Source organism: Bradyrhizobium ottawaense, assembly GCF_900099825.1.
Taxonomy (GTDB): domain Bacteria; phylum Pseudomonadota; class Alphaproteobacteria; order Rhizobiales; family Xanthobacteraceae; genus Bradyrhizobium; species Bradyrhizobium ottawaense_A.
In genome coordinates, this window is the sequence record NZ_LT629693.1 from 1,804,098 (window position 1) to 1,830,958 (window position 26,861).

23 protein-coding genes are annotated in these 26,861 nt (G+C 63.0%); 18 read left to right on the forward strand and 5 right to left on the reverse strand.

Going from position 1 to position 26,861, the window contains the following annotated elements; translation table 11 throughout:
- Positions 1-56: 56 nt before the first annotated feature.
- Positions 57-1,244 carry an efflux RND transporter periplasmic adaptor subunit gene (locus tag BLR13_RS08420; protein WP_074825547.1) on the reverse strand — a complete coding sequence of 396 codons (1,188 nt, stop codon included), beginning with the start codon at positions 1,242-1,244 and terminating at the stop codon, positions 57-59.
- Positions 1,245-1,260: 16 nt separating this feature from the next.
- Positions 1,261-4,446, reverse strand: coding sequence for an efflux RND transporter permease subunit (locus tag BLR13_RS08425; RefSeq protein ID WP_074825546.1), 3,186 nt, complete (start codon positions 4,444-4,446; stop codon positions 1,261-1,263).
- Between the two features lie 265 nt (positions 4,447-4,711).
- Between BLR13_RS08425 and BLR13_RS08430 the strand changes: the two genes are divergently transcribed.
- The 10 genes from BLR13_RS08430 (at position 4,712) to BLR13_RS08475 (ending at position 16,241) form a co-directional block, all read left to right on the forward strand.
- Positions 4,712-5,590: a LysR family transcriptional regulator gene (locus BLR13_RS08430; RefSeq protein WP_244525231.1), complete on the forward strand. Its 879-nt coding sequence runs from the start codon at positions 4,712-4,714 to the stop codon at positions 5,588-5,590.
- 209 nt (positions 5,591-5,799) lie between these two features.
- Positions 5,800-6,561: a crotonase/enoyl-CoA hydratase family protein gene (locus BLR13_RS08435; protein ID WP_074825542.1), complete on the forward strand. Its 762-nt coding sequence runs from the start codon at positions 5,800-5,802 to the stop codon at positions 6,559-6,561.
- Between the two features lie 55 nt (positions 6,562-6,616).
- Complete coding sequence (locus tag BLR13_RS08440; protein ID WP_074825540.1) at positions 6,617-8,281, forward strand: bifunctional metallophosphatase/5'-nucleotidase; 1,665 nt, start codon at positions 6,617-6,619, stop codon at positions 8,279-8,281.
- 114 nt (positions 8,282-8,395) lie between these two features.
- Positions 8,396-9,322: a histone deacetylase family protein gene (locus BLR13_RS08445; RefSeq protein WP_074825539.1), complete on the forward strand. Its 927-nt coding sequence runs from the start codon at positions 8,396-8,398 to the stop codon at positions 9,320-9,322.
- 75 nt (positions 9,323-9,397) lie between these two features.
- Positions 9,398-9,649 (forward strand): exodeoxyribonuclease VII small subunit, encoded by a 252-nt coding sequence (locus BLR13_RS08450; RefSeq protein ID WP_074825537.1) that lies wholly within the window; start codon positions 9,398-9,400, stop codon positions 9,647-9,649.
- 270 nt (positions 9,650-9,919) lie between these two features.
- Positions 9,920-11,218: a hypothetical protein gene (locus BLR13_RS08455; protein ID WP_074825535.1), complete on the forward strand. Its 1,299-nt coding sequence runs from the start codon at positions 9,920-9,922 to the stop codon at positions 11,216-11,218.
- A gap of 328 nt (positions 11,219-11,546) precedes the next feature.
- Entirely contained in the window at positions 11,547-13,493 is a 1,947-nt protein-coding gene (dxs, locus tag BLR13_RS08460; protein WP_074825533.1) for a 1-deoxy-D-xylulose-5-phosphate synthase, read from the forward strand.
- A gap of 186 nt (positions 13,494-13,679) precedes the next feature.
- Positions 13,680-14,243 carry a nucleoside 2-deoxyribosyltransferase gene (locus BLR13_RS08465; RefSeq protein ID WP_074825532.1) on the forward strand — a complete coding sequence of 188 codons (564 nt, stop codon included), beginning with the start codon at positions 13,680-13,682 and terminating at the stop codon, positions 14,241-14,243.
- Between the two features lie 2 nt (positions 14,244-14,245).
- The gene (locus BLR13_RS08470) at positions 14,246-15,001 is read left to right on the forward strand and encodes a TlyA family RNA methyltransferase (RefSeq protein ID WP_074825530.1); all 756 of its coding nucleotides are present in this window, start codon (positions 14,246-14,248) and stop codon (positions 14,999-15,001) included.
- Complete coding sequence (locus BLR13_RS08475; RefSeq protein WP_244525125.1) at positions 14,994-16,241, forward strand: class I SAM-dependent RNA methyltransferase; 1,248 nt, start codon at positions 14,994-14,996, stop codon at positions 16,239-16,241. The genes BLR13_RS08470 and BLR13_RS08475 overlap by 8 nt, the downstream gene beginning before the upstream one ends.
- 154 nt (positions 16,242-16,395) lie before the next feature.
- On the opposite strand, the gene BLR13_RS08480 is transcribed toward BLR13_RS08475, so the two are convergent.
- Entirely contained in the window at positions 16,396-16,659 is a 264-nt protein-coding gene (locus BLR13_RS08480) for a metal-sensing transcriptional repressor (RefSeq protein WP_197679570.1), read from the reverse strand.
- A 152-nt stretch (positions 16,660-16,811) separates the two neighbouring features.
- Here BLR13_RS08480 and BLR13_RS42220 point away from each other — a divergent pair, with 152 nt between their 5' ends.
- The 4 genes from BLR13_RS42220 to BLR13_RS08490 all read left to right on the forward strand — a co-directional run bounded on the left by BLR13_RS42220 (position 16,812) and on the right by BLR13_RS08490 (position 20,773).
- Positions 16,812-16,934 (forward strand): hypothetical protein, encoded by a 123-nt coding sequence (locus tag BLR13_RS42220; protein WP_283806842.1) that lies wholly within the window; start codon positions 16,812-16,814, stop codon positions 16,932-16,934.
- A 289-nt stretch (positions 16,935-17,223) separates the two neighbouring features.
- On the forward strand, positions 17,224-17,646 hold the full coding sequence (locus BLR13_RS40005; RefSeq protein WP_143039771.1) for a hypothetical protein: 423 nt from the start codon (positions 17,224-17,226) through the stop codon (positions 17,644-17,646).
- 69 nt (positions 17,647-17,715) lie between these two features.
- Positions 17,716-19,449, forward strand: coding sequence for an ABC transporter permease (locus BLR13_RS08485; protein ID WP_074825527.1), 1,734 nt, complete (start codon positions 17,716-17,718; stop codon positions 19,447-19,449).
- Between the two features lie 13 nt (positions 19,450-19,462).
- Positions 19,463-20,773: an ABC transporter ATP-binding protein gene (locus tag BLR13_RS08490; protein WP_074825525.1), complete on the forward strand. Its 1,311-nt coding sequence runs from the start codon at positions 19,463-19,465 to the stop codon at positions 20,771-20,773.
- 58 nt (positions 20,774-20,831) lie between these two features.
- Here the strand turns inward: BLR13_RS08490 and BLR13_RS08495 are convergent, their stop codons facing one another.
- Positions 20,832-21,716, reverse strand: a complete 885-nt coding sequence (locus BLR13_RS08495; RefSeq protein WP_074825523.1) for a DUF1194 domain-containing protein — start codon at positions 21,714-21,716, stop codon at positions 20,832-20,834.
- A gap of 181 nt (positions 21,717-21,897) precedes the next feature.
- Between BLR13_RS08495 and BLR13_RS08500 the strand changes: the two genes are divergently transcribed.
- The 3 genes from BLR13_RS08500 to BLR13_RS08515 all read left to right on the forward strand — a co-directional run bounded on the left by BLR13_RS08500 (position 21,898) and on the right by BLR13_RS08515 (position 23,834).
- On the forward strand, positions 21,898-22,776 hold the full coding sequence (locus BLR13_RS08500) for a c-type cytochrome (protein WP_074825521.1): 879 nt from the start codon (positions 21,898-21,900) through the stop codon (positions 22,774-22,776).
- Positions 22,777-23,108: 332 nt separating this feature from the next.
- A complete protein-coding gene (gene clpS / locus BLR13_RS08510) occupies positions 23,109-23,414 on the forward strand; it encodes an ATP-dependent Clp protease adapter ClpS (protein ID WP_074825520.1) in 306 nt (101 codons plus the stop codon).
- Positions 23,415-23,417: 3 nt separating this feature from the next.
- Positions 23,418-23,834, forward strand: coding sequence for a hypothetical protein (locus BLR13_RS08515; protein ID WP_079586503.1), 417 nt, complete (start codon positions 23,418-23,420; stop codon positions 23,832-23,834).
- A 4-nt stretch (positions 23,835-23,838) separates the two neighbouring features.
- Here BLR13_RS08515 and BLR13_RS08520 read toward each other — a convergent pair whose 3' ends face one another.
- Positions 23,839-25,023, reverse strand: a complete 1,185-nt coding sequence (locus BLR13_RS08520) for an adenylate/guanylate cyclase domain-containing protein (RefSeq protein ID WP_074825518.1) — start codon at positions 25,021-25,023, stop codon at positions 23,839-23,841.
- Positions 25,024-25,152: 129 nt separating this feature from the next.
- Here BLR13_RS08520 and BLR13_RS08525 point away from each other — a divergent pair, with 129 nt between their 5' ends.
- The gene (locus BLR13_RS08525) at positions 25,153-26,847 is read left to right on the forward strand and encodes a GMC family oxidoreductase (RefSeq protein ID WP_074825516.1); all 1,695 of its coding nucleotides are present in this window, start codon (positions 25,153-25,155) and stop codon (positions 26,845-26,847) included.
- The last annotated feature ends 14 nt before the right edge of the window (positions 26,848-26,861 follow it).

The following is a 26,861-nucleotide window of genomic DNA, read 5'->3' on the forward strand; positions in this document are numbered from 1 at the left end:
CCTGACGTCTCGTCCTGAGGCAGGCAGATTTGCGCAAACCCTCATGGAAAAGCGCCTCAGTGCTGTGACGGTTTCGATGCGGCGGCGGCAGCCGGCGATGTCGCGGTCGCCACGCGGACAGCGTCGCCCGTAGCCAATGTTTCCGTCGGGCTGTTGATAATCCGATCAGACGGGGTCAGGCCGGCAACAACCTCCACGCTGTCACCGAGATCGCGGCCGAGCTGGATGCTCTTGAGGACAACCTTGCCATTGCCGTCGACGGTCGCGACTTGTGTGCCCTGATTGCCGGTGATGAGCGCGGTCGAAGGGATCTTGACCAGATTTGCGTCGGTCGGAATTTCGAAATGCACATTGCAGTAACTCCCGCCGAAGAACTTTCCGGCGGCGTTGTCGGCCTGAAGCTCGACCTGCATGCTGTGGGACGCCGGATTGATGGCCCTGGAGATATGAGACAGCGTCGCGTCGAATTGCACGCCGGGGTATTGCGGCATTTCGAATGTCGCCTTCATCCCCACCGTAAGCCCGGCCGAGAACGATTGCGGCACCTGCACGTAGATGCGAACCCGGTGCAGGTCCGACACCTCGAACAGCGGCTGACCGGAACCTCCCGAGTTGATCAGCATCCCGAGTTCCACGTTTCGGGAGGTCACGACGCCGTCAAAGGGCGCGGCCAGCGTCTTGAACGATTGCATGGCCTCGAGCTGGCGGACGTTGGCTTCGTTGGCGTCGACGACGGCCTCCTTCGCCTTCTCGTCGGCGGTGGTCTGGTCCGCCAGCTGCTGGGCGACGATCTGCTTTTGCAGCAGTATGTTGTTCCGGTTGGCGGTGAGCGACGCAATTTGATGATTGGCCCTCACGCTCGCCAGCGTCGCTTTGGCCTGCCCGAGCTGCTGATCGAGATCGGGAGCGTCGATGGTAGCCAGCACCTCTCCGGCCTTCACCGCCGACCCGATGTCGTGGTCCCAGCTCTTCACATATCCGTTCACCCGCGCGAAGATCGCCGCCCTGTTAAAGGGCTGGATATTGCCCGGCAGCGTCAGGGCTTGATGGCTGCCGCCGGGGATGGACTGCGCGAGGGCAACGGTCGGGGTCGCCTGCGTATCGGTCCACTGCACGACTTCCTGCTTGCTCTGCGCGCGGCTGATGAAGCCGTAGCCGATCACGATGCCGGCAAGGAGGGCTCCGGCGGCGGCCGTCGTCAGCAGGCTCCGCCGACTTGGGACGTTGATTTGTTCCGGGGTCATGGTCTTCGTTCTCCGCTCAATGCGATGATGAGGTAGCGGCATCCGCTGGACTTGCGGTGCCAGGCTGGCGGCTGTGCACCAGGCTGAAGATGGTCGGCACCAGAAACAGCGTGGCGGAGGTGGCAAAGATCAGCCCGCCGATCACGGCACGCCCGAGCGGTTGGTTCTGCCCGGCCTCGATCGCCATCGGCAGCATCCCGATGACCATGGCGAGCGCCGTCATCAGGACCGGGCGAAACCGCGAAGCGCCCGCCTCAAAGGCAGCCGTCATGGCATCTGCGCCGGCCGCCATCCGTTCGCGGGCAAAGCTGATCACCAGAATGCTGTTGGCGGTCGCAACCCCCATGCACATGATCGCGCCGGTGAGTGCGGGAACCGAAAGCGTCGTTCCGGTCCCGAACAGCATCCAGACGATGCCGGCCAGTGCGGTCGGCAGTGCCATCACGATGACGAAGGGATCGATCCAGGACTGGAAGTTGATGACGATCAGCAAATAGATCAGCACGATCGCTGCCCCGAGACCGACGAACAGCTGCTGATAGGCGCTTGTCATCGTGCTGACCTGACCGCGCAATGCGACACTCGCGCCCTTGGGCAGATCTTTTGCGGTGTCGTGGATCACCGTCCGAATGTCTGACGCGAGCGCACCGAGGTCGCGCCCCTGCGGGGTTGCAAAGATGTCGATGACGGGCTGAACATTGTAGTGGGACACGACGGCATTGCTGTTGGTCCGCTTGACCTGCGCGAGGCCGCCGAGCAGCTGGGTATTGGCGCTGGCCGCTGACGTGACCGGAATGTTTTGCAGACCGGTCATGGTGTTGATATCGCGTTGCGGGGTTTGCACCGAGACCGCATAAGAGACGCCGTTGGCCGGGTTCAGCCAATAGGTCGGGGCCGACTGCGAGCTTCCCGACAATGTCGTCAGCATGGCGGTGGCAACGTCCTTTTCGGTCAGGCCGACCAGCGAGGTCAGCGAGCGGTCGACATTGACGTCAAGGGTCGGCTGCTGAAACGCCTGCTGGATGCGCGCATCGGCGATGCCGGGAATCGCCCTGATTTTCGTCAACAGCGAATCTGCGTATTTGCGATTTGCCGAAAGATCGCTGCCGGCCACCTGCAGGTCGATCGGAGCCGGCACGCCGAAATTCAGCACCTGGCTGACGATATCGGCCGGAAGAAAGGCGAAACTGGTGCCGGGAAACTGCTGCGGCAGTTTCTCGCGCATGGTCTTGATGTAGTCATCGGTGGGCGCGTGTTGGGGCTTGAGGCTGACCAGAATGTCGGCGTCGCCGACGCCGATGGTGCCGGAGTTGTTGTAGGCCATGTTGATGCCACTGACCGAGAGCCCGATATTGCTCACAATGCCGCCAAGCTCATTGGCGGGAATGATGCCGTGGATGGCGGTCCCGATCCGGTCGGTCAGGCTGGTCGTTTCCTCGATCCGCGTTCCCGTGGGGGCGCGGACATGCAGCTTGATCTGGCCGCCATCCACGGTCGGGAAGAAGTCCTGGCCGAGATAGGGCGCAAGGCCGAACGACAGCAGGCTGAAGCAAAGGAACCCGGCGATCAGCTTGATCCGGTTGCGCAGACAGAGCTGCAGCAGGCCGAGATAGGTTTTGCGGACGTTTTCGAACATGCGCTCGAAGCCGCGCTGGAAGCGGGCGAGCGGATTGCGGCTCGGCGCGGCATGCCCCGCCTCATCGGCCGAGCCGTGGACGTGCTGATGGCGCAACAGATAGTTCGCCAGCGTCGGCACCAGCGTGCGCGACAGCACATAGGAGGCCGCAAGCGCCAGCATCACCGCTTCGGCGAGCGGCCGGAACAGATAACCGGCGACGCCGCCAAGCCCGAACATCGGCACGAACGCGATGCAGATGCAGAGCAGCGACACCGTCGCCGGCACGACGATCTGCCGGGCGCCATCGAGAATGGCGGGCTCGATCTCCTTGCCCTGCTCGAGATGCCAGTTGATGTTCTCGATGGTGACGGTGGCGTCGTCGACGAGAATACCGACCGCGAGCGCAAGCCCGCCGAGCGTCATGACGTTGATGGTCTCGCCCAATAGCGAGAGGCCGGTCAGCGCAGCCAGGATCGCCAGCGGGATCGAGAGCGTGATGATCAGGGTCGAGCGCCAGCTGCCGAGGAACAGCAGGATCATCATCCCGGTCAGCACCGCGGCGATCACGCCCTCCCTGACGACGCTGGACACCGCATCGGTGACGAAGACGGATTGATCGCCCACCGCAGTCAGCTTCAGGCTGCCCGGCAGCGTCTGCGATACCGAAGGCAGCAGGTTCTTGACGCCGTTGATGATGTCGAGCGTCGAGCTTGCGCCCGCCTTCATGATGGTCAACAGCACGGCGCCGGCGCCGTTGACGTGAACCGCGTTGGTCTGCGGCGGACTGCCGTCATGTACATAGGCCACGTCACGCATATAGATGACGGTGCCGTTGACGGTCTTGACCGGGAGGTCGTTGAAGGCTGCGACCGCTTTCGGCGAGTCGTTCAAATTGACGGTATATTCATAGGAGCCGATCTTCTGGGTTCCGACCGGCGTGATCAGGTTCTGCAGCGAAAGCGCGTTGATGACGTCGTTGGCGGAAACGCCGTATTGATGCAGCGCCTGCTGGTTGAGATCGGCCTGGACCTGGCGCACCTTGCCGCCGAACGGAAGCGGCAGCGCGGCGCCGGGAACCGGCGCCAGCGCCGGGCGGATGAAATTCAGCGCGGAATCGAAGATCTGGGTTTCGGACATCTGGTCGCTTGAGAGCGCAAGCTGCAGGATAGGCACGCTCGAGGCATTGAAGCTCAGAATCAGCGGCGGGGTGATGCCCGGCGGCATCTGCTTCAGCACGGTCTGCGACATGCCGTTGACCTGCGCCAGCGCGGCATTGATGTTCACGGTCGGCTGAAAGAAGATCTTGATGATCCCGTAATTCACGATCGACTGGGATTCGATATGCTCGATGTCATTGACGCTGTTGGGCAGCGACCGCTCGTAGAACGTGACGATGCGGCCGGCCATATCGTCGGCCGGCAGACCGGTGTAGCTGAACACCACGCTGATGACAGGGATATTGATGTTCGGGAAAATGTCGGTCGGCGTGCGCAACGCCGACGCCGTCCCAAAGATCAGGATCAGGAGCGCCATGACGATAAACGTATAGGGCCGTCGCAGCGCGAGCCGAACGATTCCAATCATAACGTTCTCCCTCGTGAACGATATTCCCGTTGCGCCGCCGATCCTTTGCCAATCCCTGCAGTTACCCTGGCGCGTCGGGTAGCCGCATGCGGTTCGCACAGCCGCGATGCGCAATTGCCATCGACAAGCCGGAATCTAGGGTTGAGTTTCGCATTCACAAAATGCATTCTCTTCATCTTCACATGCGCATTTTGAATTATGGTGGAGTTCCAGTCGCTTGAGCAGGACGGCGCCGAAGCTAGCCGCGCTCGATCTGAACTTGCTGGTGGTGTTCGACGCCATCATGCGGGACCGATCCGTCACGCGGGCCGGACAACGACTGGGCCTGAGCCAGCCTGCGATGAGCCATGCCCTGACGAGATTGCGTCACATGCTCAAAGATGAGCTGTTTGTCCGCAGCCCAACCGGAATGGTGCCGACGCCGCGGGCCGAGGAACTCGCCACGCCGATCAGGATTGCCCTCGACGGGTTGCAACAATCGCTGGAAACCGTGCAGTTCGATCCGTCCAAGGCGACGGCAACGTTCCGCATTGCCGTCGATAATTATGCGGCGATCGTTCTGGTCGCGCCGGTAGCGGCGCAAATTGCCAAAAGTGCTCCGGGGGTGAAGCTGGATTTTCGGCCGAGCGGCACGTTAAACGTTCTCGAGCAGCTTGATCGAAGCGAACTGCATCTGGCGCTGGGTCCATCGGGCGTCCAGGGCGAGCGATTCTCGCGGAAGCGGTTACTGCAGGACCAGTTCGTTGTGGTGCATCGCAAGGGTCACCCGGCAGCGAAGGCACAGGAATTCTCGACCGAGAAGCTGGCAACGCTCGCCCAATTGGAGATCTCATCGGCGCAATTTGGCGCCGATTTTGTCGACGCTGATCCCGGACGATCAAAGCCTGGCCCAGGACCGGCGATGCGGGCGCCATTCCTGTCGGCGGCGCAGATCCTGGCGACGTCGGACCTGGTGTCGGTGCTTCCGCTGAACGTCGCCAAAAACATGACAACGTCCCACCACCTGGTGTTCCGTCGACTGTCGCGTCCGCCCAAGCCGATCGAAGCTGCCATGATTTGGCTGCGACGGCTCGACAATCAGCCCGCGCACGCGTGGCTGCGCGATCTTATCAGCCAGATTACCCGCGACTTGCAGGACAAGTGACCGTTGGCTCCGCGCAGACCGGTATAAAAGGCCAGATTCTCCCGCGGCTTCGCCGAGATCGCGGTCAGATGGTGAGTTCCGGTTAGCTGCATTGCGTTATCCTTTAGGGGAAAACGGCTGCGGCGATTTGGGCCTTTTCAGGGATCATGTAGGATATAGCCTGATGACTCGCCAGCGGCACCGTCGCCGCCTGTTTCAGGGACACCTTCATGACCGGGCACCTCATTGTCACCGACGAAGACGCGATGCGCGTGATCACGCTGCGTCGGCCCGAAAAGAAAAACGCGATCACCCAGGAGATGTATCGCCTGATGAGCGATGCCATCGACACGGCGCAGAACAATCCGAAGATCCGCTGCATCGTCATCACCGGCGGCTCCGGCGTATTCACCTCCGGCAACGACCTCGAGGATTTCCTGAAAGAGGGAACCAACAACACCGACACGCCGCGGGCTTCCAATGCCGCAAAATTTCTTTATTCGCTGGCCCACAACGTCAAGCCGATTATCGCCGCCGTCGACGGCATCGCGATCGGCATCGGCACCACCATGCTGTTCCACTGCGATTACGTGCTCGCCAGCAAGACCGCGACGTTCAAGACGCCGTTCATCAATCTCGGACTGGTGCCCGAAGGCGCGTCGAGCCTCTTGATGCCGCGCACCATGGGCCACCAGCGCGCCTTCGCGATGCTGGTGATGGGCCGCACCGTCACCGCCGACGACGCCCACACCGCGGGGTTCGTCAACGTGGTGGTATCGCCCGGACATACCGAAGCCGAAGCGCGCAAGGTCGCGCGCGAAATCTGCGCGCTGCCGGCCGAAGCGGTCGCGATCTCGCGCAAGCTCCTGAAGCTGCCGCCGGAGGACATGACGCGCCGGATCGACCAGGAAGGCCATCTGTTCGGCGAACGGATGCGCTCCAACGAAGCGATCGCCGCCTTCAAGGCGTTCTTCTCGCGCAAGAAGAGTTGAAGCCTCTTGATTTTGGCTTCGCAAAAACGTCGCGCCGGATGTTTATTGTAGCGCCATGAGACATCATATCCCCGCAGCATTTGCGCTGCTCACCGCGCTCGCAGCCGCCCCACCGGCCCTTGCCCAGACGCCTGCGCCGGTGGAATTGCGCATCCTTGCCATCAACGATTTTCACGGCAACCTTCGCCCGCCGCCGGGCGGCATCCGGATCGCCGATCCTGCCGACAAGACAAAAAAGATCGCGGTCAACGCCGGCGGCGCCGAGCGGATGGCGACATTGGTCAACCGGCTTCGCGCGGGCCACAACAACACCATTTTCGTCGCGGCCGGCGACCTGATCGGCGCCAGCCCGTTTCTGTCGGCGATGTTCCACGACGAGCCGACCATCGAGTCGATGTCGATGATGGGGCTGGCGCTTTCGGCTGTCGGCAATCACGAGTTCGACGAGGGCAAGGACGAATTGCTGCGGATGCAGAACGGCGGCTGCCACCCGGTCGATACCTGCCAAGGGCCGCATCCGTTTACCGGTGCGAAATTCCGCTATCTCGCCGCCAGCACCATCGACAAAAGCAGCGGCAAGACCGTGTTTCCCGCCTACGAGATCCGCACATTCGACGGCATTCCGGTGGCCTTCATCGGCCTGACGCTGAAGGCGACGCCCGACATCATCTCGCCGCAGAGCGCGGCCGGCCTCGAATTCCGCGACGAGGTCGAGACCGTGAACGCGCTGGTCCCGGAACTGAAGGCGCGCGGCGTCGAGGCGATCGTGGTGCTGATCCATCAGGGCGGCACGCCGGCAGGCGATTACAACGAGTGCCCTTCGATCGCGGGCCCGATCGTCGACATCGTCAAGCAATTCGACAAGGCGGTCGACGTCGTGATCTCCGGCCACACCCACCAGGCCTATATCTGCGAGATCGACGGACGGCTTGTCACCTCTGGCGACAAATACGGCACGCTGGTCACCGCCATCGACCTCAAGCTCGATCCCGTCACCCGCGACGTCGTCAGCGCCAAGGCCGACAACAGCATCGTTCGCGTGCCCGATCTGGCCAGAGACCCCGACCAGACCGCGCTGCTCGAAGCCTATGACCGGGTCGCTGCCCCGATCGCCAACCGTCCGGCGGGGTCGGTGACCGAGACACTGTCGCGCACGCCGAACAATGCCGGCGAGAGTCCGCTCGGCGATATCATCGCCGACGCCCAGTTGGCCGCGACCAGCGCGGCGGCGAGCGGCGGCGCGGTGATCGCGTTCACCAATCCCGGCGGCGTGCGCACCGACATCGTGCGCAAGGACAACGGCGCGGTGACGTTTGCCGACCTGTTCGCCAGCCAGCCGTTCCGCAACCAGCTGGTGACGCTGACGCTGAGCGGAAAGCAGATCAAGGACATGCTGGAACAGCAATGGCTCGATCCGAAGCGGCCGCGGATCCTGCAGGTCTCAAAGGGGTTCGGCTACGCCTGGGACGGCGCCAAGGGCGACGGCGAGCGGGTCATCGCCGAGCGGATGTCGCTGAACGGACAACCGGTCGACCTCGCCGCGTCCTATCGCATCACGGTCAACAACTTCCTCGCCGTCGGCGGCGACGGCTTTACCGTGCTTCGGGACGGCACCCTGCCGCAAACCGGCAGCTACGACAGCGACGCGTTGCATACCTATTTCAAGGCGAACAGCCCGATCGGCCCCACGGCGGGCGGTCGCATCGTCAGGATCAACTGAACCGGAGAACTGGGCCGGCGTTATCCCGGCGGCGAGGGCTCTTTCCGAGCGGCCAATGAGCGCCTAGATTGAGCCCTTCCCGCAAAGCGCAATCGAAATGCGCCAGGATTTTGCATGACGCTGCTTCTGACGCATCCCGCCTGTCTCGACCATCTGACGCCCCCGGGGCATCCCGAACGCCCCGACCGGCTGCGCGCGGTCGCCGAGGTTTTGGGCGAAGACCGCTTCAAGGCGCTGGTGCGCGGCGAAGCGCCGGAAGGCAGCCTCGATTCCGTCTCGCTCTGCCATGGCGAGCATTATGTCGGCGAACTCCGCCACATCGCGCCCACCAGCGGCCTGATCTATATCGACGGCGACACCTCGATGTCGCCGGGCACCTGGGAAGCCGTGATGCGCGGCGTCGGCGGCGCGGTCGCCGCGACCGACGCCGTGATGGCAGGTCAGCATCAAAACGCCTTCGTCGCGGTGCGTCCGCCCGGCCATCACGCCGAGGTCAGCAAGCCGATGGGCTTCTGCTTCTTCGACAATGCCGCGATCGCCGCCCGTCACGCCCAGCGCAAATACGGCATCGGCCGCGCCGCGATCGTCGATTTCGACGTCCATCACGGCAACGGCACCCAGGACATCTTCTGGTCCGATCCGACCGTGATGTATTGCTCGACGCACCAGATGCCGCTGTTTCCCGGCACCGGCGCCAGCGGCGAGCGCGGCGAGCATGACACCATCGTCAATGCGCCGCTGGCCTCCGAAGACGGCAGCGCCAAATTCCGCGCGGCGTTCGAAAACCTGATCCTGCCGCAGTTGCAGAAATTCAGCCCCGAACTGATCATCATTTCGGCCGGCTTCGACGCACATTACCGCGATCCGCTGGCCTCGCTGAACGTCAAGGCCGAGGATTTCGGCTGGGTCACGCGCAAGCTGATGGACACGGCGAACGCCAGCGCGGGGGGACGGGTTGTCTCGGTGCTGGAGGGCGGCTACGACCTGCAGGGGCTGAAAGAGTCGGTGGCAGAGCACGTCACCGCATTGATGGCCGGCTAGATCCCCGCCACAATACGCCCCAATAAATTTGTTTGATTCTGCGCATCCTTCGGGGTCGCAACCGGGAACGCAATAATGGCCGATACTGCCCAGGCGGACGTCAAAAAACTCTCCTTCGAGCGCGCGATCGAGGAACTGGAAACGATCGTGCGGCGGCTCGAGGACGGCAAGGTGCCGCTGGAGGAGTCGGTCGCGATCTACGAGCGCGGCGAGGCCCTGAAACGGCGCTGCGAGGAATTGCTGCGGCAGGCCGAGGCGCGGGTCGACAAGATCACCACCGACGCCTCCGGCCAGGTCACCGGGACCGAGCCGCTCGACGTGCAGTAGGCCTCACGGCGGCTAATCCGCGCGGGCTTGGCTGATATTCGAAAAACACCATGCGAATTCAGCGCCCCGCGCCCGCCTGTGACATCACGCCTGCCCAATTTGTCATCGAATTAGCTCTTGGCGCGTGGAACGGCCTGATATAGTCCCGTTAGAGCCTTAGCGGTTCTAGTTGAAGCAGATCCGGGCTCTACTCTTTGTTTTGACGCGTTTTCTTGACGCGAACCGGTGTCCACTTCGCTCGAAAACGCTACGGCAGTCCGGGGACAGTACGTGCGCGTTCAGCACCGCCATATCATCTACATCCAGGGATACGATCCGCGCGGACTGGCGCAGTATTATCGCATGTTCAGGACCGAGCTGCGGAAGTTCTCGCGGCTTTACCAGCTAACCGCCACCCTGGGCCGTCCGAAGACAGCGCCCGATGGCGAGATCGCCTCCTGGACGATCGAGACCAAGGCGGACGACTGGCAGACCCACACCAATTGCGACTTCCTGCGGTTTGAGGATTTCATCCAGCGCGACCTCGCGCAGCCGATCTGGCGCACGGTGCTGCAGGCGGTCTGGATCTACTGGCGGCTGGTGTTCGCCGGCACCATTGCGCGGTTCTGGCGGGCGAACTGGCGGTTTGCGACCTTCATCACCTACCCGCATTTCCTGCTGCTGCTGGAGGCGATTGTTGCTGCCGGTCTCGCTTATGCGTTCGAGAAAGGGCTCGATGCGCTCGGCATCCCCGATGCCTTCAGCATCGCCGCGGCCCTGGCGGCGTTCGTCGCCGTGCTCGGCACCGTGCTCAAATACACCGAAAACCAGACCTATCTGCTCTACGTGCTCTCCGACACGATCTGGACCTGGGAATTTTCGCATCGCGCCCGTCCCGAATGGGACCAGCGCATCGACCGCTTTGCGCAGCACCTGGTCAAGACGGCGCGCGAGAGCGACGCCGAGGAAATCGTCATCGTCGGCCATAGCTCGGGATCGTTCCTGGGCACCGAAATGCTGGCGCGGGCGCTGCAGCTCGATCCCGACCTCGGGCGCCACGGCCCGCGCATCGTGCTTTTGACGATCGGCGGAAATTTCCCGATCGTCGGTTTCCACGCCGCCTCACAGCCGTTCCGCGAGCACTTGCGAATGCTGGCGGTCGAGCCTTCGATCGACTGGATCGACTGCCAGTCGCGCAAGGACGTGATGAATTTCTTTCCGTTCGATCCGATCGCCGGCCACGACATCGACGTCGGTTCCGCACGGCGCAATCCGAGAATCGTGTCGGTGCGGTTTCGCGACATCATCAGCCCCGCGCACTACAACGTGTTCCGCTGGAAGTTCTTCCGGGTCCATTTCCAGTTCGTGATGGCCAACGAGCGGCCCCATGCCTACGATTTCTTCATGATCGTCTGCGGACCGATCCCCCTCGCCGCACGCATGGCTGTCCCCGACGCCGCGCTTGATGTCGCGACCGGCGACCCGGCGACCCGCGAATGGGCCTGGAAAAGGATCGAAACGGCTAAAACGGATGCCTCCGGTGCTACCGAATTGGGCGAAATGGAACCATCTGTCCGCCGCAGCGGTTAAAAAGCTGCGGTATTACAATCCTGCGATCCGGAACCGGTCCGGTTCGGCGGGTTGGCTTTGGCCCCCGGTTTGGTGTAAAGCTTGCACTTCTATGGGCTGAGGAGCGCCGCCTGTCACCGCTTTACGGCGGCAGCAAGCACTTCAAATAGCTAAAGAAACTGACCGGGAAGGGTTAAAGCAACCAACGTGATGCATATCACATGGTTTGATCCGGAGTGCATCTAGGCTTTCAAATCAGGTACCGATCTGCCGAGATGGCAACGGCGTCTGGATTTTCACAGCGCGGTTAACGCGCACCCCATCTCGCGTCGGGCCGTTCGCCCCCGACATGCAAAATTGGAATATCGCTGTGACCACATTTAGTAAAACGCCGCTTCTCGATACCATCCGCACGCCCGACGATCTGCGCAAGCTCAAGATCGAGCAGGTGCAGCAGGTCGCCGACGAACTGCGGCAGGAGACCATCGACGCGGTGTCGGTGACCGGAGGCCATTTCGGCGCCGGCCTCGGCGTGGTCGAGCTGACCACCGCGATCCATTACATCTTCGATACGCCCCGCGATCGCCTGATCTGGGACGTCGGCCATCAGGCCTACCCGCACAAGATCCTGACCGGACGCCGCGACCGAATCCGCACGCTGCGCACCGGCGGCGGCCTGTCCGGCTTCACCAAGCGCACCGAGAGCGACTACGATCCGTTTGGCGCCGCGCACTCCTCGACCTCGATTTCCGCCGGCCTCGGCATGGCGGTGGCCCGCGACCTGTCCGGCGGCAAGAACAACGTGATCGCCGTGATCGGCGACGGCGCGATGTCCGCCGGCATGGCCTATGAGGCCATGAACAATGCCGGCGCGATGAATTCGCGCCTGATCGTCATCCTCAACGACAACGACATGTCGATCGCGCCGCCGGTCGGCGCCATGTCGGCCTATCTGTCGCGGCTTTACTCCGGCAAGACCTATCGCACGCTGCGCGAGGCCGCCAAGCAGATCAACAAGCGCCTGCCGAAGATCATCGCCAACCGCGCCAACCGCGTCGAGGAATATTCCCGCGGCTTCATGATGGACGGCGGCACACTGTTCGAAGAGCTCGGTTTCTATTATGTCGGCCCGATCGACGGCCATAACCTCGACCATCTGCTGCCGGTGCTGAAGAACGTCCGCGACATGGAGACCGGTCCGATCCTGGTCCACGTCGTGACGCAAAAGGGCAAGGGCTACGGCCCGGCGGAAGCCTCCGCCGACAAATACCACGCCGTCGCCAAGTTCGACGTCGCCACCGGCGCCCAGGCCAAGGCCAAGCCGAATGCACCGTCCTACCAGAACGTGTTCGGCCAGAGCCTGGTCAAGGAAGCCGAAAAGGACGACAAGATCGTCGGCATCACCGCCGCGATGCCCTCGGGCACGGGCATCGACATCTTCAACAAGGCTTTCCCCACCCGAACCTTCGATGTCGGCATCGCCGAGCAGCATGCGGTGACCTTCGCGGCCGGCCTTGCCACCGAAGGTTACAAGCCGTTCTGCGCGATCTATTCGACCTTCCTGCAGCGCGGCTACGACCAGGTGGTCCACGACGTCGCGATCCAGAGCCTGCCGGTTCGCTTCGCGATCGACCGCGCCGGCCTGGTCGGCGCTGACGGCGCCACCCATGCCGGTTCGTTCGACAACGCCTATCTCGGCTGTCTGCCGAACTTCGTCATCATGGCGGCCTCCGACGAGGCCGAGCTGGTGCACATGGTCGCCACCCAGGTCGCGATCAATGACCGCCCGAGCGCGTTGCGTTATCCGCGCGGCGAAGGCCGCGGCGTCGAAATGCCCGAAGTCGGCATTCCCCTCGAAATCGGCAAGGGCCGTATCGTCCGTCAGGGCACCAAGGTGGCGCTGCTGTCGTTCGGCACCCGCATGGCCGAATGCGAAAAGGCCGCCGACGAACTCGCCGCCCACGGCCTGTCCACCACCATTGCCGACGCCCGCTTCATGAAGCCGCTGGATGTCGATCTGGTGCTGAAGCTGGCGCGTGACCACGAGGTGCTGCTGACCATCGAGGAAGGCTCGATCGGCGGCTTCGGCTCCCACGTGATGCAGACGCTGTCCGACCACGGCATGCTCGACGGCGGCCTGAAGATGCGCGCGATGATCCTGCCCGACGAGTTCATCGACCACGACTCGCCGACGGCGATGTATGCCCACGCCGGCCTCGACGCCAAGGGCATCGTTGCCAAGGTGTTCGACGCGCTCGGCAAGGACTACAAGGCCGAGACGGTCAAGCTCGCCTGATTGCAAGCTAGCCTGATCCTGGCGAGCGGCGCATAAGCGTTGTCAGGCGAAGCGGTAACCGCTTCGCCTCGGGAAAGATCGCCGAATTAGAGCCTTAGATTAGGCTCTACTTTTGTTTTGACGCGTTTTCTTCACGCGAACCGGCGTCCACTTCGCTTGAAAACGCCATGGACCGCCGGTGCCCCGATGAAGATCTATCTGGCAGGCCCCGATGTGTTCCTGCCGGATGCCGTCGACATCGGAAAGCGAAAAGCCGCGATCTGCGCCCGCCACGGCGTGCGCGGCCTCTATCCGCTCGACAACGCGATCGACCTCGCAGCCAGCGATGCCTCGCTCAGGATCTTCAAGGGCAATGAAGCGATGATGGATACGGCGGATGCTGTTATCGCCAACCTGACGCCGTTTCGCGGAGCAAGCGCGGACGCCGGCACCGTTTACGAACTCGGCTACATGGCCGGCCGCGGAAAACTCTGCCTCGCCTACAGCAACGATCCGGCCGGCTATGTCGAGCGCGTCGCGCGGTTCGATGCCGTGACGAAATCCGCCGACGGCCGTCTGATCGACCGAGACGGGCTCACGGTCGAGGATTTCGGCCTGGCCGACAATCTCATGATGATTCACGCGCTCGACCTGCACGGCGCAAAACTGGTGACGCCGCGGCAGGCGCCCTCGGACATCTGGCACGACCTCACCTCGTTCGAGGCCTGTGTCGTTGTCGCGGCGGGTCGCGCCAGCGGCAAAACGAGTTGACCTTGGCAAACAAGAGCGAAAACGAAACCTCCTCCCGCAAGCGCGCGGACGTGCTGCTGGTCGAGCGCGGCCTGTTCGAAAGCCGCGCCCGCGCCCGCGCCGCGATCGAGGCGGGTTTTGTGACGGCCGGCGGCAAGCAGGTGCTGAAGGCATCGGAGACGATCGCGGCGGACGCAGAAATTTCCGCGCAGCCCGCCCACCCCTGGGTATCCCGCGGCGGCGTCAAGCTCGCCGGCGCACTGGAACAGTATCCGATCGAGGTCGAAGGCCATGTCTGCCTCGACGTCGGCGCCTCCACCGGCGGCTTCACCGAGGTGCTGCTGGCGAACGGCGCCAGTCTTGTGTTCGCCATCGACGTCGGCCACGGCCAGTTGCACCACTCCCTGCAAAACCATCCCCACATCGTGTCGATGGAAGAGACGGATATCCGCGCCTACGAAGGCAAGCGGCTGCCGGCGCGGCCGGATATCGTCGTCATCGACGTCAGCTTCATCTCGCTGAAAGCCGTGCTGCCGGTGGCGTTGTCGCTGGCAGCGGCGCCGATGCACCTGCTGGCGCTGATCAAGCCGCAATTCGAGGCCGAGCGGAAACACTCCAAGCACGGCATCATCCGCAACGCGATGGTGCATCAGCAAATCTGCGACGATATCTCGGCGTTTGCCGCGTCGCTTGGCTGCACCGACATCCAGGTGTTTCCGTCGTCCATTGCCGGCGGCGACGGCAACATCGAATTCTTCATCGGGGCGCGCCGTGGCTGACATCGAGCGTCTCGTCATCGACCATGTCGGCCATCGCGGCGACGGCGTCGCCACCGTTGGCGGCGAAAGCGTCTACGTGCCGTACACGCTGGGCGGCGAAACCGTCGAGGTCGCACCCGTCCCCGGCCACCATCCCGACCGCCGCCGGCTGGTCGCGGTCGAAATCCCAAGTCCCGAACGCGTGGCGCCGTTCTGTCCGCATTTCGGCATCTGCGGCGGCTGCGCGATCCAGCACTGGGAGACGGCGCCCTATCGCGCCTGGAAGCGCGACATCGTGGTGACGACCCTGGCGCAGGCCGGGATCGCGTGCGAGGTCGCACCGCTCATCGATGCGCATGGCGCGGGCCGCCGCCGCATCACCCTGCACGCGCGGATGGGAACCCACGAGGTGCTCAAGGTCGGCTTCGCCGCGGTCAGTTCGCACGACATCGTCCCGATCAACCGCTGCCCGATCCTCGATCCGCATCTCGACGGCGCGATCGAGGCCGCCTGGGCCATCGCCGAACCGCTGATCGGCGTAGGCAAGCCGCTCGACATCCAGGTCACGGCCACCGAAAACGGTTTGGATGTCGATGTCCGCGGCTCCGGGCCGGTGTCGACCAAACTGATCGGCAAGCTCTCTGAAGTCGCCAAGCAACACGGGCTGGCGCGGCTGACGCGCCATGGCGAACTGGTCTTGGCGCGAACGACGCCGGTGATCTCGATCGGCGCCGCACAGGTCGCGCTGCCGCCGGGATCGTTCCTGCAAGCCACGATAGCGGGTGAGGAAACGCTGGCAGCCCTGGTGGCCGATCATTGCAAGCGAGCCAAGCATGTCGCCGATCTCTTTTGCGGCGTCGGCCCGTTTGCGCTGCGGCTGGCCGCGAAATCACGGGTGGCGGCGTTCGACAACGACGCCAGCTCGATCGCGGCGCTGCAGAAAGCGGCGACATCGACGTCGGGATTGAAACCGCTCAAGGCGGAGGCGCGCGACCTGTTCCGGCGTCCGCTGGTGCCGCAGGAGCTGCGCGACTACGACACGGTTGTGTTCGACCCGCCCCGGCAGGGCGCGCAGGCGGTCGCGACCCATCTCGCCGCCAGCAAGGTTCCGACGGTTGTCGCGGTGTCCTGCAACGTCGCGACCTTTGCGCGCGACGCCAGAATTCTGATCGACGGCGGCTACAAGATCGACGGCGTCACGCCGGTGGATCAGTTTCGCCACACGCCGCATGTGGAATTGGTGGCAAGGTTCAGACGGTAGCGGACTTCGGCTCCCCCGGCTTTGGAGGGAGGCGATCGGTCGCGCAGCGAGCGGAGCGGGTGATCCTTCCGCAAATGAGATTCGTGCGATCTCTCCATCGAACCACTGGGCGGCCGCCGGGCGGGAAACACCGCCACGGGGGTGCGGTTTCGCGTCAGAGATATTTTGCGATCAACCGGAAGTCTCTGAGCGCAGCCTGACCTTTCGAACCCGATGCCTTGAACGATCGTTCGAGGCCATGGCTGATGTGATCGTGTATCAACGCCTTCTTCGCGTTCTCGATGGCACTTTCCACGGCTTGAAGCTGTTGTGCAATCTGGGCGCAAGGCCTGCCCTGCTCGATCATCGCTATGATCTTTTCGAGGTGGCCATTGGCTCGCTTCAGGCGCCGGCCGATTGCAGAGTGCGGGTGGTCCATCATTGGAATCTCCTATCCTCCGGGGAGGATAACCGCGATCCTCCCGGGAGGATAGGAAAATGCGCTTGACAGCGATACAGGTCAGGCGTACCTGCCAAATCGTTGTCCAGAGCATTTGTTCGAGACAAGCATCCAACGCCAATAGAGAGCCCATGGGCAGTACCACCTTTGGCAACGTCACCCCGACGACCATGATCGGTCTGGCGATGCCGCAAAACAAGAAGATTGATCGCGCGGGCAATGGCCGCGTGAGTGTGATGGTCGCGACTGGCTGACCGTCCGCTCACCGACCTGCCGCGCAAAGCGGATATGGAGGTGAGCGATGTTCGAAAAACTCGCAAGATTCCGGCATTTTGAGCCGCGGCACTTGAAGCCGCACCGGCTTGAGGCTGCGCATTCCACTGACAATCAGCCGGGTTGTCGCCGTCCCAACGGCCACCGCCGGCGCGCGCAGCCGTTGCTGACGTGCCATTGGTCGATCGTCGATGAGACCCGGCTGGAATGCCGGTGGGAAATTGAATGCCACGACGGCCGCGGGCGGCGTGCGGACGGGCAAAGAATCCGATGATGGTCGAACCCGAGAATGCACCGGGTGGGGCGTCCAGTGCCTCATCACTATCGGCAAAAGCAATTGGCTCAGGCGTTCGTGCTCGTAACGCTGCTTTCCTGCGCCGCGATCTTCGCTGCAATTTTCTGGATATCGTCGTGAAAGCGAGGATCGCGGCCGCCGTGGAAAACGCCAGACGATGGACCGCCATCGGCATTTTTCGGATCGCGAGCCTCATCTTGCGTTGCGCAATGAACCTGCACCAGCAGCGCAGGATTTCACACAACGGTCTTCGAACCGTCCTATCGGGAACGCGGGTGCTGGAGCGGTTCGGAGCATGGTTGGTTCTAGACCGTCGCCGAAAGCGACAACAGGACGAGCAGGATTTTCACAGTGAACGCCACGGCGGATTATCAACTCATTGCAAATCCCGCCTATAACGCCGACCGTGGACCCGTTTCCATTTTCTCAGCCCGCCTGCACGGCGAATTCCAGACAAGGCGGCAGCGATGACTCTGCAAGAACTTCTGACGCCGAGATTGGGGCAGGCGCTGCGGCCCAACATCTGGGACGCCGTTGCGCTGATCCTCGTGATCGGCGCCATGGTGCTGATCGTCTACGGCGGCGAGCAAACCACCCTTCCCTTGTCGGCACTCGACGTCACGCCGGTATCGCTCGATCCCGCGAATCTGCCGGGTTACGCGTTGCGAACGACCATGCGGATGCTGCTCGCCATCATCTGCTCGATCGTCTTCACCTTCGTCTACGCTGCTCTCGCCGCCAAGAGCCGGCGCGCCGAGATGGTGCTGATTCCGCTGCTCGACATCCTGCAGTCGGTGCCGATCCTCGGCTTTCTCACCTTCACCGTCGTTTTCTTCCTGAACCTGTTTCCCGGCCGCGTGTTCGGCGCCGAGCTCGCCTGCGTGTTTGCGATCTTCACGAGCCAGGCTTGGAACATGACCTTCAGCATGTACCAGTCGATGCGCAACGTCCCAAAGGACCTGGAGGAAGCCTCCCAAAGCTTCCACCTCAGCGGCTGGCAGCGCTTCTGGCGGCTCGACGTACCCTTCGCCATGCCGGGCCTGATCTGGAATACGATGATGTCGATGTCGGGCGGCTGGTTCTTCGTCGTGGCTTCGGAAGCCATCACGGTCGGCGACACGACCGTCACGCTGCCGGGGGTTGGCTCCTATGTCGCACTCGCCATCAAGGAACAAAACCTCGCTGCGATTGGCTACGCCATCCTGACGATGTTTTTGGTGATCCTCGCCTATGACCAGTTGCTGTTTCGGCCCGTGGTGGCCTGGGCCGACAAGTTCCGGTTCGAGCAGACCGCTTCGGCAACCGCGCCGGCATCCTGGATGCTCGATCTGTTTCGGCGGACTCGGGCCTTACGGGCACTGACGTATCCGTTTGCGGCACTGAACAAAGCCGTCTCGAACCTGCATATCGCGTTGCCAGGCAGCCTGAGGATGCCAACCAGAAGCGGCCCGCCATCCCGTATCGTCGATGCGGTCTGGCTCGCCTTTATCATTGCAAGCACCGGCTATGCCGCCTGGAGGGTCTATGGGTATCTCTCGGTGACGTTGAGTCCGTCGGATGTCCTCAGCGCCTTTGGATATGGCTTCATTACGCTGGCGCGGGTCAGCGTGCTGATTGCCCTTGCCACGCTGATATGGGTGCCGGTCGGCGTATGGATCGGACTTCGGCCAAAACTGGCCGAACGAATCCAGCCGCTCGCGCAGTTCCTGGCCGCGTTTCCCGCCAACCTCGCCTTTCCGGTGTTCGTGGTGATTATCGTCCGTTATGGCCTGAACGCGAATGTCTGGCTCAGCCCGCTGATGATCCTGGGCACCCAGTGGTATATCCTGTTCAATGTTATCGCCGGTGCGAGCGCCTTCCCGACCGACCTGAAAGAAGCTGCCGGCAGCTTCCATCTCAAGGGATGGCGCTGGTGGATAAAAGTCATCCTGCCGGGCATTTTTCCATACTATGTCACGGGAGCAATCACCGCTTCGGGCGGATCATGGAATGCCTCCATCGTCGCGGAGGTCGCAAGCTGGGGCGACACCCATCTGACCGCCGCAGGTCTTGGTGCCTATATCGCGACGGCGACCGAAGCCGGAGACTTCCCTCGGGTCGTTCTCGGCATCGCCGTCATGTGCATTCTGGTGACGCTTTTCAACCGGCTCCTCTGGAGGCCACTCTACGCCTTCGGCGAGCGCCGTCTTCGCCTCGGCTGATCAGGAGAAACTCATGCTCGATCATACCAACCAGGCCAGCCTGCTCGATATCCGCGGCGTCTGCCGGTCATTTCCGAAAGGCAGCGGCGAGGACCTGCTCGTCCTCGAAAAGGTCGATCTGACAATTCAGTCCGGCCAAATCGTCGGACTGCTTGGCCGGTCCGGGTCCGGCAAGTCGACGCTGCTGCGGATCATCGCCGGCCTCATCGCGCCGTCTTCAGGTGATGCGAAATGCCGCGGCGAGACGATCAAGGGTCCGCCGAACGGCGTCGCCATGGTGTTTCAGTCGTTTGCACTGTTCCCGTGGCTGACGGTTCTTCAAAACGTCGAACTGGGGCTGGAAGCGTTGGGGGTCGACAGCACCGAACGCCGCACCCGGGCGCTCGCGGCGATCGACCTGATCGGTCTAGACGGCTTCGAGTCGGCGTTTCCCAAGGAATTGTCAGGCGGCATGCGCCAGCGCGTCGGATTTGCACGAGCCTTGGTCGTTCATCCGGATCTGTTGCTGATGGACGAGCCGTTCTCCGCCCTCGACGTGCTGACGGCGGAGACGCTGAGAACCGACCTGGTCGATCTCTGGATCGAAGGGCGGCTGCCGATCAAATCGGTGCTGATGGTGACGCACAACATCGAGGAAGCCGTGCTGATGTGCGACCGCATTCTGGTGTTCTCGTCCAATCCCGGCCGGGTCGCCGCCGAGATCAGGGTCGACCTGCCACACCCGCGCAACCGGCTCGACCCGACATTTCGGCAACTCGTCGACAGTATCTACGCCCGCATGACCCAGCGGGTGGAGGCGAAGACGCCGGCGATCGAGGGCATCCCGGGTACCGGCGTCGGCATGATCCTCAAGCATGTCTCTTCCAACGTGCTCTCGGGTCTGATCGAGACCCTCGCCGGGCCACCGTATAACGGGCACGCCGACTTGCCTGTCCTCGCTACCCACCTGCAATTCGAAGCGGACGAAATATTTCACCTCGGTGAAGCCCTTCAACTATTGCGCTTTGCCCAGTTGAGCGAGGGCGATTTGATGTTGACGGAGGCCGGAAAACGCTTCGCTCACCTTGAGACAGATGCCCGAAAAAAACTGTTCGCCGAACATCTCATCAACTATGTGCCGGTGATGGGCCTCATCCGCCGCGTGCTCGATGAGCGGCCGTCGCACTCGGCCCCGGTCGCACGCTTCCGCAACGAACTCGAAGACTACATGGCGGAAGACCAGGCCGACGAGACGCTCAAAACCATCGTGTCGTGGGGACGGTACGCGGAACTGTTCGCCTATGACGAGCAGGCGGAGCTGTTCAGCCTCGAAAATCCACACTGAGCCGCAGGCCTGGGAGGCGCAACATGCGACGAGCGCCTTTGCCCGCTCTATTGGATACTCACCGCCCCCATCGGTCCTGCCAGATCTTCTCACCGATCAGGCAGCTGACGCGCGGCTCCTTGCTGGCGGCGACGGCCGGGACGACCGGGCGTTCCGGGGTGCGGCCGGCGACCTCGAGCAGCAGTTTGGTGCGGATCGCTTCCTTGAACTTTTCGCGGTCCTTGATCGTCACCACGAAGGCGCCGGGACCGCCGATGACGCAGTCCTCGTAGTAGAAATCGAGGTTGTCGATATCCATGGTGGAGTAGGACGGCTCCTTGACCATGATCGGCAGGCCGTTGATGACGATCCCCTTCTCGATCGCGGCATCGCGGGCAACCACCACGGGGCCGCCATTGTTGTTCGGGCCATCGCCGGAAATATCGATCACGCGCCGCAGGCCGCGATACGGGTTCTCGTCGAACAGCGGCATGGCGAAATTAATCGCGCCGGAGATCGAGGTGCGGGAAGCGCGGCGGATCGGGGTCTTCATGATCTCGTTGGCGACGGCGTCGGCGGTTTCGGGGCCGTCGATGACCCGCCACGGGATGATGATCTTCTGGTCGCTGGAGGCCGCCCACTCGAAATAGGTCACCGCGATCTTGCCGTTCGGGCCACTCTTCAGCGCCTGCAGGAATTCCCTGGAGACGATCGCCTGCGCGTAGCCCTCGCGCTGGATCGCGAGTTCGTCCATGTCCATCGAATAGGAGACGTCGACGGCGAGAATCAATTCGACGTCGACCGACGGCGTGGCTTCCTTGTCGGCGGATTGGCGGCCGGGTGCAAAACTGCTGAGTTGGCTGCTGAACTGGTTTTGTGGGCTCGGCGCGGCAACACCCGCGACGTCGCCGCCGGCGAGAACGCCTGCCACAAGCACGGCCCCGATCGAGACATACCAGCGCATCGCTGCCCTCCCGTCGACTGGCAGCAATCGTGACACGCAAACTGGCCTGCGCAAAGCACTGATATCATCCATCCTTCACATTCAGGTGCGTGCCGAATCGCCTACCCTGCCCGGATTTCGCCAAATATTGCAGAGCCTCGATTCGCCTGCGATAGATCGCGTGCGGACTGGAGGGAACATCATGCTTCGAATCGGTATCGTGGCCGGCGCCCTGTTGCTGGCGGCCTCGAATTGCGCCGTCGCGGAAACGTCGGTCGAGCGCGGGGCCTACCTCGTCAATACCATTATGGCCTGCGGCAACTGCCACTCGCCGCGCGACGCCGACGGCAGACTGATCCCCGACAAGGCCTTCTCCGGCGGCCTCACCTTCAACACCCCGCCCTTCGTCGCCACCGCGCCGAACATCACCCAGGACTTCGAGACCGGCATCGGAAGCTGGACCGACGCCGAGATCAAGCGCGCGCTGGTCGAGGGATTGCGGCCCGATCACGGCCACCTCGCCGGCGTGCCGCTGGCGGCGATCATGCCGGCGAATTTCTACAAGGCGCTGCTGCCCGAGGATCTTGACGCCGTCGTCGCTTACTTGCGCAGCGTCAAGGCGATCAGGAACCAGGTCCCCGATCCCGCCTACAAGGCCCCGGTGCGCCGCGATGCCTATCCCGACGCCGATGCCGGATTCAGCAAGGCTGACCTGGCCGGTCCGGTGAAGCGCGGCGCCTATCTCGTCACCATCGGCCATTGCATGGAATGTCACTCGGCCTGGTCGCGCGGCGTATCCGATTTCAGAGGCGGCCTCGGCGGCGGCGGTCGCCTGTTCCCGCCGCGCGACGGGTCGCCGGAGGGAACGCCGCCAACCATCGTTCCCAACATCACGGCGCATCCAACCGCCGGCATCGGCGGCTGGACCGATGCGGAAATCATCCGCGCCGTCACCCACGGCGTGGCGCGCGACGGCCGGCCACTGAAGCCGCCGATGGCCTATGATTACTATGCCAGCCTCAAAAACTCCGATCTGGCCGATATCGTCGCCTATCTGCGGACCGTGCCGGCGCTGCCATAGCGCCTTACTCGAACCGGCATCCACTTCGTTTGAAGCGCTATCGAGCCTTATCGGTATGGCCTGGTTTTGCCGCGGAACTGGACGAGCCCGGCGCGATGCAAGCCCTGATCGCGCACAAACTCTCGGCAATCACCCAGTTTCACGATCGGCCCGGAGCCTGTAAACTGATCGAGACCGCCGGCTGATCGCAGCGACGCCGGCTAGAGCCATTTCCGTTCCGATGGAATCGAAACGGGGCTCTGGATTTTTGATTTGACGCGTTTTCTTGACGCGAACCGGTTTCCACTTCGCTGGAAAACGCTCTAACGTCTGCTTCGGGACATAGCGCTGGAATGATCGATACCGTCGCCAAGCCAAAGACGAAGACCAAGACCAAAACCGAGCGGCCACGCCTGCACAAGGTCATCCTCGTCAACGACGACTTCACGCCGCGCGAATTCGTCGTCACGGTGCTGAAGGCCGAATTCCGCATGACCGAGGACCAGGCCCACAAGGTGATGATCACCGCGCACCAGCGCGGCGTCTGCGTGGTCGCAGTCTTCACCAAGGACGTCGCCGAGACCAAGGCGACGCGCGCCACCGACGCCGGACGCGCCAAGGGCTATCCATTGCTGTTCACGACCGAACCGGAGGAATGAAGCATGATGCGAAACCTCGTCACCGGGATCCTGCTGCTGTTCACGACATCGGCGATCGCGGGCAACAACTCAGGCTTCGAGATGGGCGGCAGGTACGCGCGGTTCGATCCGGTGGTCAGCCAGCATAATCAGTCAGGCGAGTTGTTCCGGATCAAGGGCCATTGCCAATCGTCCTGCACGCTGTTCCTCGCGATCCGCAATGTCTGTATCGAACCGTCGGCGACGCTGCTGTTTCATTCCGCGCACGACGACAGAGGAAACCCTTCGCCGGCGCGGACCGAACATATGCTGGCGGCCTATAATGCCAGCCTTCGCAACTACGTGACCTCGCACCACTACCTGGACACGCTGGAGTTTCATTCGATATCCGGCGGCGACATGATCCGGAAATTCGGCTACCGGGCCTGCCCGAAGGCGTAGGCTCTCAATCCGCCGACGTCTCTTCGATCAGGCCATAGACGCGCTCGGCCTTCGAGAAACCCGCGATCGGAAACTCGCCGAGGTCGCTCCACCCGCCCCGGCAGATCGAGGCGAAGCCTTCCGACGCCACCACCGTGCGGTGCAGACGGCTTGCGATCTTTTCCAGCCGCGCCGCGAGATTGACGGCAGGCCCGATGCAGGTGAAATCGAGCCGGCTGCCGCCGCCGATATTGCCGAATAATATCGGCCCGACATGCAGCGCCAGCCCGAAGCGAAAGCGCTCGACCACATCGCCGATCGAATATTGCATTTCCGCGACGCTGACACGGGATTCGTGGGCGGCTTCCAGCACGTGCGAACAGACCTTCTGGTCATCGCCGACATATTCGTCGATCGGGAAAACCGCGAGCAGCCCGTCGCCCATGTATTTGAGGACTTCACCGCCATGCTTGCGGATCGCGGCCACCTGGCAGTCGAAATACAGGTTGAGAATATCGACCACGGTCTCGGCGGGCAGCCGATCGGACAGCGAGGTAAAACCGCGCAGATCGGAGAGCCAGATCGCGGCATTCATGGTCTCGGTGTGGCCGCGGCGAATCTGGCCGCCGAGAATCCGCTCGCCGGCGCGATTGCCGACATAGGTGTCGAGCAGGCTGGAGGCGGTACGGGTCAGCGTGACGATCTCGCTGATCCGCGTCAGCGGCGTCACGATCCGCCGCAGGGCGGCTAGCTGCGCGTCGGTGAAGCCGCCGGGCTGCTTGGTGGTCCAGCTGCTTGCGTGTATCGAGCCGTCGATGAACAGCAGCGGCAACGCGATATAATCCGTGACGCCTTCGGCGCGCAGCTCGGCGACGATCGGAAAGCGGCTGCTGGCGGGATCGTCGACGCGGGCGCGAACCTCGATCCCCTGCTGAAACACCGCTATCAGGGGGCTGTTCTGGAAATCCGGCGAGTTCAGGATCTGGAAATCGACCGTGCCCATTTCCACCTCGGCGCCCGGCTTCCAGATGAAATTGCGGCCGTAGATTTCAGGATGCAACGTCCGGATGAAAAGGCCGACCCGCCACAGCGGCAGGCCTGCCGCCACGATCCGTTCGCAGGTTTCGCCGAACATGTGGGTCGAGCTGGCCGCCGACCGCGCGCCGTCGATCAGCCAGTCGGTCAGCTTCTGGATATCCGATGTGTCCATGCCGTCAGCATGTGGACACAAGTTCATCGCGTCAAGGCGGACAACCGCCGCGTTTCAGCATCATCTGCCAGCGTGACCCGGCGCCCAAGCTGCGCTAGCCTCCCGGCAAAATATAAGGGGAAACATCCATTGTACGACTTCATCATCGTTGGCGGCGGGTCGGCGGGCTCGGTCATGGCCCACAGACTCTCCGCAAAGAGTGCCAACAAGGTCCTGCTCTGCGAAGCCGGACAGGACACCCCGCCCGGCAACGAGCCGGCCGAGATTCGGGATAGCTATCCGGGCACGGCCTATTTCGATCCGCGCTTCCACTGGACCGAACTCAAGGTCACAACCCAGGTCGTCAGCCATAACAATCCGAACGAAGGGCGTCCTCCCTTACGCAAATACGAACAGGCGCGCGTGCTGGGCGGCGGCTCGTCGATCAACGGCCAGATGGCCAACCGCGGCGCACCGACCGACTACGATGAATGGGAAGCGCGGGGCGCCACCGGCTGGAACTGGAACGAGGTGCTGCCCTTTTTCAAGAAGGTCGAGCGCGACCTCGATTTCGACGGACCGTTCCACGGCAAGGATGGCCGGATCCCGGTCCGCCGGATCCCGCGGGAGCACTGGACACGGCATTCGCAGGCGTTCGCCGAGGCTTTCCAGCAAGCCGGCCATCCATTCGTAGCGGACCAGAACGGCGAGTTCGTCGATGGCTATTTCCCGGTGACGCACTCCAATCAGGCCGAGCAACGTGTCTCGGCCGCGATGGGCTATCTCGATCGCGAAACGCGCAAGCGCGCCAACCTCACGATCTCAACCAACACGCAGGTCAGAGAACTTTTATTCGAAGGCACGCAGTGCGTCGGCGTGAAGGCTGTGGTCGACGGGCGGGAGCAGGAATTCCGCGGCCGCGAGATCATTCTCTCCGCAGGCGCCATCCATTCGCCGGCGCATCTGCTGCGCGCCGGCATCGGCCCGGTCGGTCATCTCAGGGACATGGGCATTCCGGTCCTGATGGGACTGGCCGGCGTCGGCCAGCGCCTGATGGATCATCCCTCGATTTCGCTGTCGTCCTTTGTCCGCCGCGGCGCGCGCATGAACGAGCATACCAGGCGCCACATGCAGCTTGGGCTGCGTTATTCGTCTGGATTGCAGGGCGTGCCGAAGGGCGACATGTTCGTCGTCGTGCTCAGCAAATCTGCCTGGCATGCGGTCGGCGCGCAAATCGGCTCGCTGCTGACGTTCGTCAACAAGACCTATTCCGAGACCGGACAGATCAAACTCGGCTCGCGCGATCCCGCAGCGGAACCTGTCGTCGAGTTCAACCTGTTGTCCGACCGGCGCGATCTCGATCGCCTGATGAGCGGCTTCCGCAAAATGGCCGCTATGCAAATGAGCGATGTGGTCAGGGCGGTGACAGACAAGCCGTTCCCGGCCTCCTATACCGACCGCGTGCGCAAGATCGGCGTGGTCAACACCAAGAACCGGATACTCACCACAATCGCCGCGGCCTTGATGGACGGGCCGGCGGCGCTGCGCCACTACATGATCGACAATTTCGTGGTCGAAGGCTTTACGTTCGACGACGTGATGAACGACGACGAGGCGCTGGAAGCCTTTGTGCGCAAGGCGACCATCGGCGTGTGGCATGCCTCGTGCTCATGCCGGATGGGCCGGGCCGACGATCCGATGGCGGTGGTCGATACCCAGGGCCGCGTCAAAGGCGTCCAGGGCTTGCGGGTCGTCGACGCCTCGATCTTTCCGGTGGTGCCATGCGCCAACACCAACTTCCCGGTCCTGATGGCGGCGGAAAAGATCGCAGACGCCATGCAATGAACGAAGGCTGGATG